The organism is Brevundimonas sp. Leaf280, from assembly GCF_001422455.1.
In the GTDB taxonomy this organism is placed as follows: domain Bacteria; phylum Pseudomonadota; class Alphaproteobacteria; order Caulobacterales; family Caulobacteraceae; genus Brevundimonas.
The window spans coordinates 266,841-281,763 of sequence record NZ_LMNC01000004.1; the positions used below are offsets into that span (position 1 = coordinate 266,841).

12 protein-coding genes are annotated in these 14,923 nt (G+C 69.2%); 7 read left to right on the top strand and 5 right to left on the bottom strand.

Translation table 11 applies throughout. The annotated features are described in order from the left end of the window. Positions 1-7 precede the first annotated feature (7 nt). A complete protein-coding gene (locus ASF31_RS09515; protein WP_045810644.1) occupies positions 8-226 on the bottom strand; it encodes a hypothetical protein in 219 nt (72 codons plus the stop codon). Between the two features lie 216 nt (positions 227-442). Between ASF31_RS09515 and ASF31_RS09520 the strand changes: the two genes are divergently transcribed. The 3 genes from ASF31_RS09520 to ASF31_RS09530 all read left to right on the top strand — a co-directional run bounded on the left by ASF31_RS09520 (position 443) and on the right by ASF31_RS09530 (position 5,131). Continuing rightward, positions 443-3,301, top strand: a complete 2,859-nt coding sequence (locus tag ASF31_RS09520; RefSeq protein WP_235551301.1) for a hypothetical protein — start codon at positions 443-445, stop codon at positions 3,299-3,301. A gap of 97 nt (positions 3,302-3,398) precedes the next feature. Next, a complete protein-coding gene (locus tag ASF31_RS09525; RefSeq protein ID WP_017506607.1) occupies positions 3,399-4,322 on the top strand; it encodes a sulfite exporter TauE/SafE family protein in 924 nt (307 codons plus the stop codon). Continuing rightward, entirely contained in the window at positions 4,322-5,131 is an 810-nt protein-coding gene (locus ASF31_RS09530) for a TIGR02186 family protein (protein WP_055754417.1), read from the top strand. The genes ASF31_RS09525 and ASF31_RS09530 overlap by 1 nt, the downstream gene beginning before the upstream one ends. On the opposite strand, the gene gluQRS is transcribed toward ASF31_RS09530, so the two are convergent. Next, complete coding sequence (gluQRS, locus tag ASF31_RS09535) at positions 5,115-5,978, bottom strand: tRNA glutamyl-Q(34) synthetase GluQRS (RefSeq protein ID WP_055754418.1); 864 nt, start codon at positions 5,976-5,978, stop codon at positions 5,115-5,117. The two genes, ASF31_RS09530 and gluQRS, sit on opposite strands and share 17 nt — an antisense overlap. Positions 5,979-6,056: 78 nt before the next feature. On the opposite strand from gluQRS, the gene ASF31_RS09540 reads away from it, so the two are divergent. From ASF31_RS09540 to ASF31_RS09550, 3 genes are all read left to right on the top strand, one after another. After that, on the top strand, positions 6,057-6,707 hold the full coding sequence (locus ASF31_RS09540; protein WP_055754419.1) for a DNA-3-methyladenine glycosylase: 651 nt from the start codon (positions 6,057-6,059) through the stop codon (positions 6,705-6,707). Further along, complete coding sequence (locus tag ASF31_RS09545) at positions 6,704-7,363, top strand: trimeric intracellular cation channel family protein (RefSeq protein ID WP_055754420.1); 660 nt, start codon at positions 6,704-6,706, stop codon at positions 7,361-7,363. Before ASF31_RS09540 ends, ASF31_RS09545 begins: the two co-directional genes overlap by 4 nt. A gap of 141 nt (positions 7,364-7,504) precedes the next feature. Beyond that, complete coding sequence (locus ASF31_RS09550) at positions 7,505-8,065, top strand: HNH endonuclease (RefSeq protein ID WP_026108602.1); 561 nt, start codon at positions 7,505-7,507, stop codon at positions 8,063-8,065. On the opposite strand, the gene ASF31_RS09555 is transcribed toward ASF31_RS09550, so the two are convergent. The 3 genes from ASF31_RS09555 to ASF31_RS09565 form a co-directional block, all read right to left on the bottom strand. After that, positions 8,062-8,523 carry a hypothetical protein gene (locus ASF31_RS09555; protein WP_055754421.1) on the bottom strand — a complete coding sequence of 154 codons (462 nt, stop codon included), beginning with the start codon at positions 8,521-8,523 and terminating at the stop codon, positions 8,062-8,064. The two genes, ASF31_RS09550 and ASF31_RS09555, sit on opposite strands and share 4 nt — an antisense overlap. Before the next feature lie 93 nt (positions 8,524-8,616). Beyond that, positions 8,617-9,369 (bottom strand): ligase-associated DNA damage response endonuclease PdeM, encoded by a 753-nt coding sequence (gene pdeM, locus ASF31_RS09560; RefSeq protein ID WP_055754422.1) that lies wholly within the window; start codon positions 9,367-9,369, stop codon positions 8,617-8,619. After that, entirely contained in the window at positions 9,366-11,915 is a 2,550-nt protein-coding gene (locus ASF31_RS09565; RefSeq protein WP_235551306.1) for a ligase-associated DNA damage response DEXH box helicase, read from the bottom strand. The genes pdeM and ASF31_RS09565 overlap by 4 nt, the downstream gene beginning before the upstream one ends. Positions 11,916-12,066: 151 nt before the next feature. Here ASF31_RS09565 and ASF31_RS09570 point away from each other — a divergent pair, with 151 nt between their 5' ends. After that, complete coding sequence (locus ASF31_RS09570; protein WP_055754424.1) at positions 12,067-14,922, top strand: ATP-dependent DNA helicase; 2,856 nt, start codon at positions 12,067-12,069, stop codon at positions 14,920-14,922. Position 14,923 lies beyond the last annotated feature (1 nt).

Below are 14,923 nucleotides of genomic sequence, written 5' to 3' on the forward strand. Positions count from 1 at the left end.
CCCGCCTCTAGGCGCCGGGTATCCAGGGCGCACGCTCGGCGCCGAATAGCGTCGCCAGGTGGATCAGCAGCAGCATGGCGATCGCCGCCGCGCCGACCATCAGGAACCGCCACGGCATCAGGCGCGGTCCCTTGAACGGATCTGGCGGCCGGGCGCCGCGCCATCCGCAAAAGACCATGACGGCGAGGGCGACGCCCAGCAGGACGAGAGTGGTGGTCAAGCTCATGCGCCGCAGGTGGCGAAAGCCGCGCCGCTTGGCAAGCGAACCCTTGCCGGGAGGTTAATCTTCATGCCGCGTTAACCGAGATGATTCACAAATCCGGCTGTCTGGCGTGATGTCCACAGGATTGGGATATCGCCGCTAGATATTGCGGTTAACCATCAGTTTACACCCTCGATATTGACGGTATAGCCTTCGTCGCATGGGCTGGGAGACGAATCAGTGAGCGCTGCAGCGCCGTGGAGCGTTAAGGGAATCGATCCCAAAGCACGCGAGGTCGCCAAGGATCTGGCGCGCCGGTCCGGCATGACGCTGGGCGAATGGCTCAACTCCATGATCATGGAAGACGAGGAGGAGGGCTACGCCACCCTGCCGCGTCGCTCCCAAGCCGCCGAATACGAACGCCGCAACCGCAGCCGCCGTCTGGACGACGCCTATGAGGTTGAAGACAGCCAGCAGCGGATCAGCGCCTCCATCGATGTGATCGCCGCACGGCTGGAAGCCGCCGAACGCCGCTCGACCGTCGCCATTCAGGGCGTGGATCAGGCCGTCGCGGGCCTGATGCGCCGGCTGGACGGCCAGGAGGCCGAGGCCCAGGGCGCCGCCCGCCGCATCGACGACATCGCCGAGGAATTGCGCGAAGGACATCGCCGCCTGCGCGCCTTCGAACGCGACACCGGCCCGTCGACCCAGGAAGCCTTCGGCAAGATCGAGATCTCCTTGGGCGCGTTGACCGGGCGCCTGTACGACATCGAGGAACGCCAGCGTCTGGGCGTCAGCGATCTGCGCGAGCGGATGGAGGCGGTCGAGAAGGCCGCCGGCCCCGGCGTCGGCACGGAAATGCTGGCCCAGGTCAGCGCGCGTCTGGACGAGGCCCAGAACCGCACGACCGAAGCTCTGAAGACGCTGGAACGCTCGTTCGCCGCGCTGGACCAGCGAATGCGCACGGCCGAGAGCCGCGTCGAGCCGGAAGGCGCGCGCGACCTGGCCCGTTTCGAGAAACTGGCCGAAAGCCTGTCGCGTCAGATCGACAACAATCGCGCCGAGATGATGCAGCGTCTGGACGCCGCCGAAACCGGCGCGCGCATCGACCGTATCGAACGCGCCGTCCAGGCCGTCGGCGATCAGTTGAAGGCGTCCGAAGAGAAGGGCGCCATCGGCCTTGAGGCCATGGGCCGCGAGGTCCTGCGCATCGCCCGCAACCTGAATGCGCGGGTCAAGAAGGTCGAGACGGACAACGACGGTCGCGCCGACGCCGTCGCCCGCGCCGCCGCCGACGTCGTCAGCCAGACCATCGAAACCGAAGTCGCCCGCCGCGCCGCGCGTCTGGACCAGGAGTTCGCCCGTCATGTCGACCGCGTCGACCAACGTCTGACCGCCAGCGACGATCGCCACGCCATCGCGCTGGAGAAGCTGGGCGGCGAAATCACCCGCATCTCGGACCAACTGAGCGATCGCATCGCCCAGTCCGAGCGCCGCTCGCAGCAGGCGCTGGAAGACATCGGCCGACGCCTGTCGGAAAGCTCGGACAAGATCGAGCAGCGCTACGACCGCGCGTCCGGCGAACTGGCCGAGCGGATGCGTCTCAGCGAGGAGCGCACCGCCCGTCTGCTGGCCGAGGCCCGCGAAAGCATCGACGCCCGCGCGCCGACGCCGATCCGTGACAAGCCGCTGGACAATGAGCCGGCGTGGACCCCGGCGCGACAGGTGCTGGAACGCGCCGCCTCGGCGACCATACAGGCGCCGATCCAGTCCGCATCCATCGAAGGCGACTGGCGCGCCGCCGCCTTCCCCGATGAGACCTTCACCGACCAGGACGCCTGGTCCAGCGATCCGGTGACGCCCGAAGTCGCGACCGCTGCGCCCTTCCCGTCGGCGCCCGTCGTCCAGACCGAGGCCGAGCCCGCCGAGGCGCTGGCCGACGAGATGCCGATGCGCCAGGTCGATCCCGACGGCGTCGAACCCATCATCCAGCCCTTCAGCGGTTTCGGCGGCGCCGATGTCGACGATGCGCTGGAGGCGACGTCGCCGGGCTTCTCGACCGCACCGGCCGAAAAGCGTGACGCCGCCGTCCTGGACGCGGACGACGACGATTTCGGCGGTGAAACCGAGTTCGTGGATCCGCGCCGGCTGCGCTCCAGCATGGAAGCCGCCGCCGCCGCCGGCCGCGCCGCCTCGACCCGCAGCACCATCGACGCCGCCCGTGCTGCAATCACCGCGCCGGCTGAACCGGAACCTGCGCCCCGGTCAGGCTTCGGCCTGAAGCGCGGCGGCAAGTCCAAGCTGCAGGAACGGCTGGACCGACAGGCGTCCAAGGACGGATCGACGGTCAAGAAGGCGTTTCTGGCTTCGGTTACGGCGGTCGCCCTGACCGGCGGCGTATATGGCTATCTGTCCCTGACCGACGGCGGCGCCCCGGACTTCGAGATGCCCAGCTTCGGCGGCGGCTCGACGACAAACGGCGCCATGCCGCTGGCCGCGTCGGCGGTGACGCCGACCGGTCCGAAAGCGACCTTCGACATCGGCGGCCCCGGCGCGGCGGACTATGAGGCGGCGATCGGCAAGCTGGAGGCCGGCGACAACTCTGGCTTGGACGGCATGAAGCGCGCCGCTAACCTGGGTTACGCCCCCGCCCAGACCTATCTGGGTCAGCTGTATCTGGACGGCGCCAACGGCGTGCCCGCCGACCCGGCTCAAAGCCGTCAGTGGGGCCGTCGCGCGGCCGAGGGCGGCGATCCGCGCGGGATGCATCTGTATGGGATGCAGCTCTATGAAGGCGACGGCGGCGCGACCAATCAGGCCGAGGCCCTGACCTGGCTGCTGAACGCGGCCGAGCGCGGCCTGCCGGACAGCCAGTACAATGTCGCGCGCATCTATGAGACCGGCGCCGACGGCGTGGCCAAGAATCCGACCGAAGCGCTGAAATGGTACATGATCGCCGCGCGCGGCGGGGATGCGGAGGCCCAGGCCGCCGTGACGCGCCTGCGTCCGACGGCCAGCGCCACGGCCCAGCGCGCGGCCCGCACCGCCGCCGACGCCTTCGTGGCCCAGTCGCAGGCCCAAGCCCAGGCGACAGGCTAGATTCCCAGGCGCCGGGCGGCTATCGGTCGCCCGGTCGTCCCCGACCTCGCCCGCCTGACGGCGATTCTTGTGTCCGCTCCAGCCGAAGGCGCGTCCTTTGGACATCTATCTGCCGATCGCCGAGGTTTCGGTGAACTGGCCGACCCTGGTGATCCTGGGGGCGGTGGTCGGATTCGTGTCCGGCCTGTTCGGCATCGGCGGCGGCTTCCTGATGGCGCCGATCCTGGTCTTCCTGGGCATCCCCCCGACCGTCGCCGTCGCCAGCCAGGCCAGCCACGTCGTGGCCTCCTCGACGTCGGGCGTCATCCGCTATGCGGGCGCGGGGTCGGTCGATTTCAAGATGGGATCGGTGATGGCGGCCGGCGGCGCGGCCGGCGCCCTGGCGGGGGTCGAGCTGTTTCGCTACCTGCGCCTGCTGGGCCAGGCCGACCTCGTCGTGGCCCTGTCCTATCTCGTCTTCCTGGGCGCGATCGGCATTCTGATGCTGAACGAGAGCCTGACCGAGATCCTGCGCCGCCGCCGAGGGCTGCCCGCGCCGCACAAGCAGCGTCGGCGGCCGATGTGGCTCTATGGTCTGCCGCTGAAAATGAAGTTCCCGAAGTCGGGCCTCTATATCAGCGCCTTGCCGCCGTTCGGCCTGGGCGTCTTCGCGGGCGTCCTGTCGGCCATCATGGGGGTGGGCGGCGGCTTCATCCTGGTGCCGGCCATGCTCTATATCCTGCGCATGAGGGCGGGCGCGGTGGTGGGCACCAGCCTGTTCCAGATCATCATCACCACCGCCATCACCACCATCCTTCAGGCTGGGCGTAACCAGACGGTCGACATCGTGCTGTCCACCATTCTCCTGCTCGGCGGCGTCGTCGGCGCCCAGATCGGCGCACGCTTCGCCGGGCGGTTCCGCGCCGAGGAACTGCGGGCGGCGCTAGGACTGATCGTGCTGCTGGTCGGGATCCAGATGGGCCTGGATCTGTTCGTGAGGCCCAACGACATCTTCATGATCGCGCCGGGGATCGCCGACTGATGCAGGCGCTTCCTCCTCCTCCGCCCCCCGTCGCAGCCCCGCCGCTCGATCGGTCCGAAGCAACGACCGGCGACCTGCGCGTCGCCGCCGCCCTGACCGACGCCCAGGTCCGGGTCGATAGCAGTTTCCGGGGCGCGTCCATCGTCCTATACGGCGCGGTGTTCAATCCGACGCCCGAACCTGCGGATGTCGTGGTCGTGGTGCGCGGGCCGGACGCGCCGATCCGCCTGGTCAAGAAGACGCGCACGTCCGGTGTCTGGCTGAACAGCCGGCCCGTGCTGTTCGAGGGTGCGCCCGGCTTCTACATGACCGCCTCGACGCGCCCGCTCAGTGATATCGCGGACTTCGGCCAGCTGCGCCGCCTCGGCGTCGGCGTCGATCACCTGCGCATCGACGCGCCCGAGGAAAGCCGCACCGTCACCCGCTACGGCGTGCGCGATGTGGTCGTCAGCCGTCTGGGCGACGACTATCTGGATTGGCGCCGCGCGGTGATCCGGCTGAAGGAGGCCGCCGCCCTCTATGACACCGATTCCGAAGGCGTCGAGTTCGTCGACCGGGGCCTGTTCCGCGCCGAGGTCAAGCTGCCGACCGTGGCGCCCACCGGCAAATACTACGCCGAGGTCTGGCTGTTTAAGGACGGCGAGCCGCAGTCGGTGTCGAATCTGACCCTGACGGTCGAAAAGGTCGGACTGGAGCGCGACATCTATGAGTTCGCCCACCGTCGGCCGTGGCTGTACGGCGTGCTGTGCGTCGTCCTGGCCGCCCTGACAGGCTATGGCGCCTCGCGCATCTTCAGCCGGCGGAGCTGAAGCCCAGTTCGGCGCGCAGGGCTTCGGCCGTCAATCCGCCGGCCCTCAGCTCGGCCAGGGTGATTGAGCGATCGCGCTTGGCGTAGCGCCGCCCGTCCGGCCCTGTCAGCAAGGCATGATGGCGATAGGTCGGCGCCGGCCAGTCCATCAGGGTCTGGATCAGCCGCTGCACGTGCGTGGCCTCGAACAGGTCCTGACCCCGGATCACATGGGTGATCCCCTGCAGGGCGTCGTCATGGGTCACGGCCAGATGATAGGCGACGCCCGTATCCTTGCGCGCCAGAACGACATCGCCCGCTGCCTCGGGATCGACGGCGACGACGCCGGTTTCGCCGTTCGGACCCTCGCCCTCCTCGACGAAACTGAGGCCATTCCAGGCCGGCTCGCCCAGAGTTTCCCGCGTCCTGTCCAGCGACAGCCGCCAGGCGAAAGCAGCACCCGAGGCCAGAAGGTGCGCCTCCTCCTCCGCTGAATGCGGACCGGGCCTCGCCGCCTCCATCGCCCCGTGCGGCGCGTCGCCGATGGCGCTCAGGATCTCCTTGCGCGTGCGAAAACATCGATACAGCAGGCCGCGCGCCCGCAGATTTTCGATCACGGCGGCGTACTCTCCGAGATGATCCGACTGGCGCCGGACCGGCGTCTCCCAGTCCAGACCCAGCCAGGCCAGGTCCTGCAGAATGTCGGCCTCATCTTCCGGCCGGCATCGCGTCGGATCGATATCCTCGATGCGCAGCACGAACCGCCCGCCCGCCGACTTCGCCGCCGTCCAGGCGGTCAGGGCCGAAAAGGCGTGGCCCTTGTGCAGGCGGCCGGTAGGCGAGGGGGCGAAGCGGGTGGCGAACATCACGACGCTCCTTAGCGGTTTGCGGTCCTCAACGGCGCCCCCGCTCTTTCCGACAAGCGCGACGGGCCGTAAGCATAGCGTATGCCGCTCGCACCCACGCCTGATGATATCGCCGCCGCGCGCCGGGTGCTGGTCACCGCTGATCCGGCGCTCGTTCGCGTGGACGCCCAGACGCCGCCGCTGGAGTGGCGGTTGAGAGTTGGCGGGTTCGAAGGTTTGTTCCGCATGATCGTGGAGCAACAGGTGTCGGTGGCCTCGGCCGCTTCGGTCTGGGCGCGGCTGCGTGAAGGCATGGGCGGCATCACGCCCGAGCTGTTGCTGGCGCACGATCTGGATCAACTGCGCGGCATGGGTCTGTCGCGACAGAAGGCGACCTATGGACAGGGCATCGCGCGGGCGCAGATCGCGGGCGAGATCGATCTGGAGCATCTGGCCAATCTGGACGACGAGGCGGCGATCGCTTCCCTGACGGCGCTGAAGGGCGTGGGCCTGTGGACGGCCGAGGCCTATCTGATGATGTGCGAGGGGCGGCTGGATGTCTTCCCGGGCGGCGACGTGGCCCTGCAGGAGGCGATCCGCTGGGCGGACGGCGCAGAAGTGCGGCCCGATCAGAAGGGCGCCTATGCTCGCGCCGAGATCTGGCGGCCCTATCGTGCGGTCGCCACCCACCTGCTGTGGGCCTGGTACACGGGCGTGAAGCGCGGCGAGATCGCGCTGGATGCGTCGGCATGACCCCGCTCGATCCCGCTCTGACCGAACCGCTGCGCAATCCGCAGACCGTGCTGACCGCGCTGGATTTCGCCGGCGTGGCGGTTTTCGCCGCCACCGGCGCCCTGGCCGCCGCGCGCGAGAAGCACGATGTCGTCACCTTCGCCTTCTTCGGCGCCATCACCGGCGTGGGCGGCGGAACGCTGCGTGACCTGTTGCTGGGCCTTCCGGTCTTCTGGGTGCAGGATTGGCGCTATCTGGCGGTGTGCCTGTTCGCCTCGACGGCCCTTTGGCTAGTGGGGCAGCGCGACTGGCGGTTTCGCGCCCTGCTGTGGCTGGATGCCGTGGGTCTTGCGGCCTATGGCGTCATGGGGGCGGCCAAGGCCGAGGCGGCCGGGGCGCCGGCCTTGATATGCATCGTCATGGGCACGCTGACAGCCTGTTTCGGCGGGGTGGTGCGCGACACCCTGGCGGGTCAGCCGTCGATCCTGCTGCGGCGAGAAATCAACGTCACGGCCGCGATCCTGGCGGCGACGGTCTATATGGTGCTGAGGGCGCCGGGCGTTGGCGTCTGGCCTGCCGCCATCGTTGCGGCGCTGTCGGGCCTCCTGCTGCGGGCCGCCGCCCTGCGCTGGGGCTGGACCCTGCCGGGGTTCCCGACCCACGCGCGCCGGGTCTGAGGCAGGACGTCACGAAAACGCTGCACACTGGTCATGGCGATGAGCGGGAATCAGGGGTAGGCTGATCTCACAAGACTAGGGAAGGAGACGTGTCCTCACCTCTGTCGCCTCAAAATCCCCCCGTCCGCGCGGGAGGGCCTGATGCAGGTTCTCCATCGACCGCCCTCCGGTTTTCCCGCCTTGGTGCTGAACGCCGACTTCCGGCCGCTGTCGTACTATCCGCTGTCGCTGTGGCCGTGGGAGGAGGCGGTCAAGGCGGTCTATCAGGACCGCGTGGACGTGGTGTCCCTGTATGACAAGGTCGTCCGCTCCCCGTCGATGGAGATGCAGCTTCCCAGCGTGATCGCGCTGCGCAGCTATGTAGATCAGGACCGCAGCCCCGCATTCACCCGCTTCAACGTCTTTCTGCGCGACGGCTTCGCCTGTCAGTACTGCGGTCAGTCGGCTGAGTTGACCTTCGACCACGTCATCCCGCGCTCACAGGGCGGACGCACGACCTGGGACAATATCGTCGCGGCCTGCAGCCCCTGCAATCTGGCCAAGGGCGGGCGAACGCCGCGCCAGGCGATGATGCCGATCCGCCGCGAACCCTATCGCCCCAACGCCTGGCAGCTTCAGGACGCCGGCCGACGCTTCCCGCCGCACTATCTGCACCAGAGCTGGCTGGACTACCTCTATTGGGACATCGAGCTGGAGCCCTAGGGGCGCAGGACGGCGACGCCCGGGCGGCTGGTTTCGACGCGGCGACGGCGCAGTCGGCGATCCAGACGGTCGATCTCGGCCAGAGTCATACCCGGGTGGCGGCGGAAGGCCTGGCGCAACTGTTCGATTCGTCCCGGCGCCCAGGCGGCGGCGACGCCGGCCGCGCCCGCCAGGAAATCGATGACGGAGACGCTGCGGCCGGTCAGGGCCTGAAGCAGTTCCGCCCCGAAGGCGGCGGCGATGACATAGAGGGCCAGGTCGTCGCGGCGCTGGTTCGGCGCGATCAGGAACAGGCCGCTGGCCACGCCATAGAAGGCGATCACGTGGGCGGCCTTGTCATTCAGGCCGAAGACCTGTTCCAGACCCTGGAACGGTCCCAGCATCAAGACGGCCATGCCCAAGGCCGCCAGGGCGAAGCCGAGGCGGGCGGCCATGACGATGCGGCGGGGCGTGAGCATGAGGCGGGTGTCCGTGACCTTGATCCGCCGTCATCCTGCATCGCCGTCCGCCAAGATGCGGTGAAGCGACGTGCTGAACGCTTTACGAACAGACTATCGCAGGATCGCCCAATCCAGGGCGTGGACACGGTCGCGTCCCAGGGCGGCGGCCAGCGGCGGAGCGGCGAACAGGTCGGCGATGGCGGGATCGAGCACGTTCAGCCCGCCGGTGAAGGCGCCGAAGGCCGGCAGGACGATGCGTGATCCGTCGGTGACGAAGCAAGGGCGGCGCACGCCGCGTCCATAGGCGGCGACCTTGGCGGCGGGGTGCAGGTGGCCCGCGACCTCGCCACGACGGTCGTCGTTGGCGCTCAGCGCCTCCGGTTCGTGGGTCAAGCGCAGCGCGCCCAAGGCCATATCGCCGACGATCCGGCCGGGCAGGCGGGATGCCGTGTCCGCATCGCGAGCGAGCGCCTCGCGGTCGTGATTGCCTTCCAGCCACAGCCAATCGCGCCCGGCCGCCAGACGATCCAGACGCGCCCGGTCGTCGGCCGCCATACGGGGAATGGCCTTGGTGTCATGGAAACTGTCGCCCAGCAGCACGACCATGGCGGGGTTCAGTTCGACGATCTCGGCTTCCAGCCTGTCCAGCGTGGCGCGGCTGTCATAGGGCGGCAGAAGCTGGCCGCGCACGGCGAAGGCTGACCCCTTTTCCAGATGCAGGTCTGCGACGATCAGGGCGCCGTGGGCCGGAACCCACATCGCTCCGGAACAGCGCAGCACGCAGGCCTCGCCCGCGATCCGCACGCTCAGCGAACCGCAGATCTTGCGGGCCGGGGACAGGGTCTGACGCAGGGCGGCGTTCATGCGGCGGCCCCCGACTGGCTTGGCGGCTCGGCGTCGCCCATGACTTCGGCGATCAGCAGGTCGGCGCTCTCGTCCAAGATCATTTCGGCGGCGTCTCCGCTGACCCGCTCGCGTCCGATCTGGACCAGCACGGGCACGCAGAAGGGCGAGGCGCGGTTCAGGGGTTGGTGGCGGATGCGGCCCTCGATCCGCGTCAGCATCTGGCCCAGACGACCGACGTCCAGCAGACCGGAGGCGGCGTCGGCGCGCGCGGTCTTCAGCAGCAGATGGTCAGGTTGGTGGCGGCGCAGCACGTCGTAGATCAGGTCGGTGGAGAAGGTCACCTGCCGGCCGGTCTTTTCGGCGCCGGGCTGGCGGCGTTCGATCAAGCCCGAGATCAGGGCGCAATTGCGGAAGGAGCGCTTCATCATGAAGCTTTCCTCCAGCCAGGCTTCCAGATCGTCGCCCAGCATGTCCGGCTGGAACAGGGCGTCCAGGTCGATCGCATCCATCGGCTTGATCGACCAGATGGCCAGCGAATAGTCGGTGACGACGAACCCCAGCGGCCCGACGCCCATTCGGTCCAGCCGCCGGGTCAACAGCATGCACAGGGTGGTGTGGGCCAGATTGCCCTCAAACGGATAGGCGACCAGGAAATGCCGGCTGCCGCGCGGGAATGTTTCGACAAGCATGGACTCGGCGTCGGGAATGACCGAGCGGGTTTCCTGCAACTCCAGCCATTCCTGCACGTCGGGCGGCAGGACGCGCCAGTGGTCGCGGTCGTGGATCATGGTGCGCACCCGGTCGGCCAGCGACGTGGACAGCGGGAACTTCGACCCGCCCCACGACGGAATCTTGGGGTCGCTGTCATTGGCGTGGGTGACCAGGGCGTCGGTCCCGGTTATGCCCTGAAACGCCCAGGTCTGGCCGGCGAACTGGAAGGTGTCGCCGGGCGTCAGCTGTTCGAAATACCACTCCTCGGCCTCGCCGACCTTGCGGCCGCCGATCAGTTGGCGCGAGGCGCCGCCGCGACGGCTGGCGACGCGTACGTTCAGCGTTCCTGCAGAGACGATGGCCCCGACATTCATGCGGTGGCGCTGGGCGATATGCTGGTTTCGGACCTTCCAGCGGCCGTCTTGCGTGCGCACGATCCTGGCGAACCGGTCGTAGGTGCGCAGCGCATAGCCGCCGGTGGCGACGAAATCGACCACCTCCTCGAACTGCTCCCACGTCAGGGCGCGGTAGGGGCCGCAGCCGGTGATCTCGTCATACAGGACCTGCATGTCGAACGGCTCGGAACAGGCGACGCCCATGACGTGCTGGGCCAGGGTGTCGAGCGTGCCGATATGGACCGGCTCCCAGTCGAAGGCGTTGTCGGCGACGGCCTCGCGCGCCGCCTGGCACTCTAGCATCTCGAACCGGCTGGCGGGCACCAGAAGCGCGCGAGACGGCTCGTCCAGCCGGTGGTTGGCGCGGCCGATCCGCTGGACCAGGCGGCTGGAGCCCTTGGGCGCGGCCATCTGGATGACCAGATCCACGTCGCCCCAGTCGATGCCCAGATCCAGCGTCGAGGTGCAGACCACGGCCCTGAGATCGCCGCGCGCCATGGCCGCTTCGATCTTGCGCCGCTGCTCGGCGGCAAGCGAGCCGTGGTGCAGGCCGATGGGCAGATTTTCGTCGTTGATGGCCCAGAGCTGCTGGAACACGAACTCCGACTGCCAGCGGGTGTTGACGAAGATCAGCGCCAGGGTCGAACGCTGGATGGCGGCGTAGACCTCTGGAATTGCGTGCTGGCCGGTGTGGCCCGCCCACGGGACCTTGCCCTCTGAGATCAGCACGTCGATGACCGCCGACGCGCCGGGGTCGCCGCGGACGAGAGTCACCGCGTCAAGAGCCCCTCCACCGCCTTCGGCGGTCCCCCTCCCCATGGCATGGGGAGGAGACAGGTCGGCCAGCGTCTCCTCCCCGCTCTGCGGGGAGGGGGACCGCGAAGCGGGGGAGGGGTTCTTCGTCTCCGCATCGCCCGGCGCCAACCACCCCCGGATCAGATCGGGATCCTCGATGGTCGCGCTCAGCCCCACCCGGCGCATTTCGGGAGCGAAGCTCTGCAATCGCCCCAGACCCAGCGACAGCAGGTCCCCCCGCTTGCCGCTCCAGATCGCATGCACCTCGTCCAGCACCACGCATTTCAGATCGGCGAAATAGGAACGCGCGCCTTCCCAGGCGCAGAACAGGGCCAACTGCTCGGGCGTGGTCAGCAGGATGTCGGGCGGGAAGTCGCGCTGTCGCTGGCGTTTGGACTGTTTGGTGTCGCCGGTGCGCGTCTCGACGTGGATGTTCAGCCCGATCTCGCGGATCGGGGTCATCAGATTGCGCTCAACGTCCGTCGTCAGGGCCTTCAGCGGCGACAAATAAAGCGTATGCACCCCCGACCCCGCCCCGGTCGCCGGCTTCGGTCCGCGCTCGGCCAGGTCGATCAGGCTGGGCAGAAACCCCGCCAGCGTCTTGCCCCCGCCGGTCGGCGCGACCAGCAGGGCGTGGCTGCCGGCCTCCCCCGCCGCGACCATCTCCAGCTGATGCCGCCGGGGCGCCCAGCCGCGCGACGCGAACCAGTCGGCGAACAGGGGCGGAAGCGTTGCGGGAGCGGCGGCGGTCGTCACGGACGGGATATAGCATGTTCCCGTTCCGTTTCAGCCCCAGGCTCGCTATCTATCGGACGTGTCCGACGAATCCGTCATTTCCGAAACCCGCCTGACCGGCGCGCAGCCGTGGGCGGACTTGTCGCCGGCGCTCGCCACGCCGCCGGGCGCAGGGGCGGTGTGCGACCAGGCGGGGGCCAGGAAGATCGGGCGCGGAGCGGCCGAGGGGTTCTTCAGCACCGGGCCGGTGATGGTGGCGCATGCCTCGCTGACGGCGCGCCGGCTGGGGCTGACGCCGCCGCCGCGATCGACTGATCTGATGGATGTGCTGGAGCTTTACGCCTTCGTGCGACCGGCGCGCTTTTGTGCGCCGTCGCCGACGGGCTTGGCGCTCTCGCTGGGTCTGGCCGAGCCGAAGTCGGCGGAGGAACAGGCGGCGGCCCTGCGTGAGGCGGCGGGACTGCTGCTGCGCGAATTGGCCGATCCGGCCTATCCGGAGCGCGAGGCGGCCTATGTCCTGGCGCTGACGATGCAGCGCGCTGGCTGGGCCTGGGGCGAGCGGGTGGTTCAGGCGCTGGAGGCCGGCAGCGTGCGGGCGCGCCAGCATCGCGGGTCGGGGATGGATGTCTGGTCGCGGCTGACCGAATGGGAGGACGAGGCGCCGCGCGGCGAGGCGGGATCGGCGCCGGTCGACAGCGAGAGCGCCCGTATCCGGCTGGAGAAGCTGCTTCAGGCCTCGGGTCTGGACGAGACGCGGCCGACCCAATCGGACTACGCCGCCGAAGCCGCCTTCGCCTTTTCGCCGAGGAACGAAGAGGGGCGGCCGCGCATGCTACTGGCCGAGGCGGGGACCGGCACGGGCAAGACCCTGGGCTATCTGGCGCCCGCCTCTCTGTGGGCCGAGCGGAACCAGGGAGCGGCGTGGATCTCGACCTATACCCGCGCGCTGCAACGCCAGATCGACCGCGAGAGCCATTCGCTGTGGCCCGATCCGGCCGAGCGCAGGAAGAAGGCGGTGATCCGCAAGGGGCGCGAGAACTATCTGTGCGTCCTTAATCTGCAGGACATGGTGCAGGCGGCCCAGCTGGGGAATGGCGACCTGATCGGCCTGGCGCTGGCCGGGCGCTGGGCGCTGCATACGCGCGACGGCGATATGACGGGCGGGGATTTTCCCGGCTGGCTGCCTGGCCTGTTCGCCATGCCGGCCGCCCATGCGGCGGGAGCGGCCAATCTGGTGGATCGGCGCGGCGAGTGCGTCCACGCCGCCTGTCCCCACTACCGCACCTGTTTCGTGGAAAAGACGATCCGCGCCAGCCGCCGCGCGGATCTGGTCATCGCCAACCACGCTCTGGTCCTGACCCAGGCGGCGTTCGACGGCGCGCGCTCGGCGCGGGGCCAGAAGTCAGACGGTGAGACGGCGGCGCTGAAGCGGATCGTCTTCGACGAGGGCCACCACCTGTTCGACGCCGCCGACAGCGCCTTTTCCGCCTGCCTCTCGGGGCAGGAGGCGGCTGAGCTGCGCCGCTGGATCCGGGGGCCGGAGGGGCGGGGGCGTCGCGGTCGCGGGCTGGAGCAGAGGCTGGGCGACATGGTCGGCGACAATGAGGCGGCGCTGAAGGCGCTTCAGGACGCCATCCGCGCCTCTGCCGCCCTGCCGGGCGAAGGCGTGTCGGGCCGCGTCGCGCCTGCGTCTGGCGAGGTCAATCCCATCGGACCGATCGAGGCCTTCCTGGCCGCCGCCCTGGACCAGCTGCGCGCGCGCACGGCCGAGACCAATACCTATGGCGGGCCCGAGTTCGGCATGGAGTGCGCGCTGAAGCCCGTGACCGATCCGGTCGCCGAGACCGCCCGTGCGGCGGCCCAGGCCCTGGCCGCCATCGAGGCGCCGCTGCTGGCCCTGTCGCGGCATCTGGAGGATATCCTCGACGACGAGGCGGCCGAGCTGGACGGGTCGCAGCGGTCGCGCATCGAAGGGGCGCTGCGCGGACTGGATCGGCGCGCGCGCATGACCTTGCCGGGATGGCGGTCGATGCTGGCGGCGCTGGAGGATGGGAGCGATCAGCCCGATCCCGATTTCGTCGATTGGCTGTCGGCCGAGACGGCGTTCGGCCGCATCCACGACGTGGCCCTGCGTCGCCACTGGATCGACCCGACCGTTCCGCTGGAGGCCGCCGTGATCGTGCCGTCGCACGGTGTGCTGGTGACCTCTGCCACCCTGTCCGATCCCTTGCAGGAAGACCCGTTCGACCTGGCGCGGCTGCGGACCGGCTCGGCGCGTTTGATCGAGCCGCCCCGCACCCTGAAGGTTGAGAGCCCGTTCGACTATGCGGCCAACAGCCGGGTCATCGTCGTCAACGACCTGGTCAAGGACGATCCGCGCCAGACGGCGGCGGCGATGCGCGAACTGTTCCTGGCGGCGGGCGGCGGGGGCCTGGGCCTGTTCACCGCCATTCGCCGATTGAAGGCAGTCTATGAGCGGCTGGGGCCGGACCTGGCGAAGTCGGGCGTGCCGCTCTACGCTCAGCACGTCGATCCGCTGGAGGTCGGGGCGCTGGTGGATATGTTCCGGGTCGAGGAGAATTCCTGCCTCTTGGGCACCGACGCCGTGCGCGACGGGGTGGACGTGCCGGGACGGTCGCTTCGGGTGCTCGCCTTCGACCGTGTGCCTTGGCCTCGGCCGGATTTGCTGCACAAGGCGAGGCGCGAACGGCTGGGAGGCAAGGGCTATGACGATGCCCTGGCCCGCGCCCGCATCGCCCAGGCCTTCGGGCGGCTTATCCGGCGCGGCGACGACAAGGGGGTCTTCCTGATGCTGGACGCCGCCACGCCGACGCGGCTGTTCGCCAGCCTGCCGCCGGGAACCGAGGTCCAGCGCATGGGCCTGGCCGATGCGGTCGAACTGACCCGCAGCTTCCTGAACCCCGAGACGACGTAGG

What these genes read in the sequence shown, in the direction of transcription:
- ASF31_RS09565 (WP_235551306.1), bottom strand. Translation starts at nt 11,915, where the DNA reads ATGGTCGCGGCGGGGGAGGCCGGCAGCCACGCCCTGCTGGTCGCGCCG.
- ASF31_RS09545 (WP_055754420.1), top strand. Translation starts at nt 6,704, where the DNA reads ATGACCCCGCTCGATCCCGCTCTGACCGAACCGCTGCGCAATCCGCAG.
- ASF31_RS09515 (WP_045810644.1), bottom strand. Translation starts at nt 226, where the DNA reads ATGAGCTTGACCACCACTCTCGTCCTGCTGGGCGTCGCCCTCGCCGTC.
- pdeM (WP_055754422.1), bottom strand. Translation starts at nt 9,369, where the DNA reads ATGAACGCCGCCCTGCGTCAGACCCTGTCCCCGGCCCGCAAGATCTGC.
- ASF31_RS09540 (WP_055754419.1), top strand. Translation starts at nt 6,057, where the DNA reads ATGCCGCTCGCACCCACGCCTGATGATATCGCCGCCGCGCGCCGGGTG.
- ASF31_RS09550 (WP_026108602.1), top strand. Translation starts at nt 7,505, where the DNA reads ATGCAGGTTCTCCATCGACCGCCCTCCGGTTTTCCCGCCTTGGTGCTG.
- ASF31_RS09555 (WP_055754421.1), bottom strand. Translation starts at nt 8,523, where the DNA reads ATGCTCACGCCCCGCCGCATCGTCATGGCCGCCCGCCTCGGCTTCGCC.
- ASF31_RS09530 (WP_055754417.1), top strand. Translation starts at nt 4,322, where the DNA reads ATGCAGGCGCTTCCTCCTCCTCCGCCCCCCGTCGCAGCCCCGCCGCTC.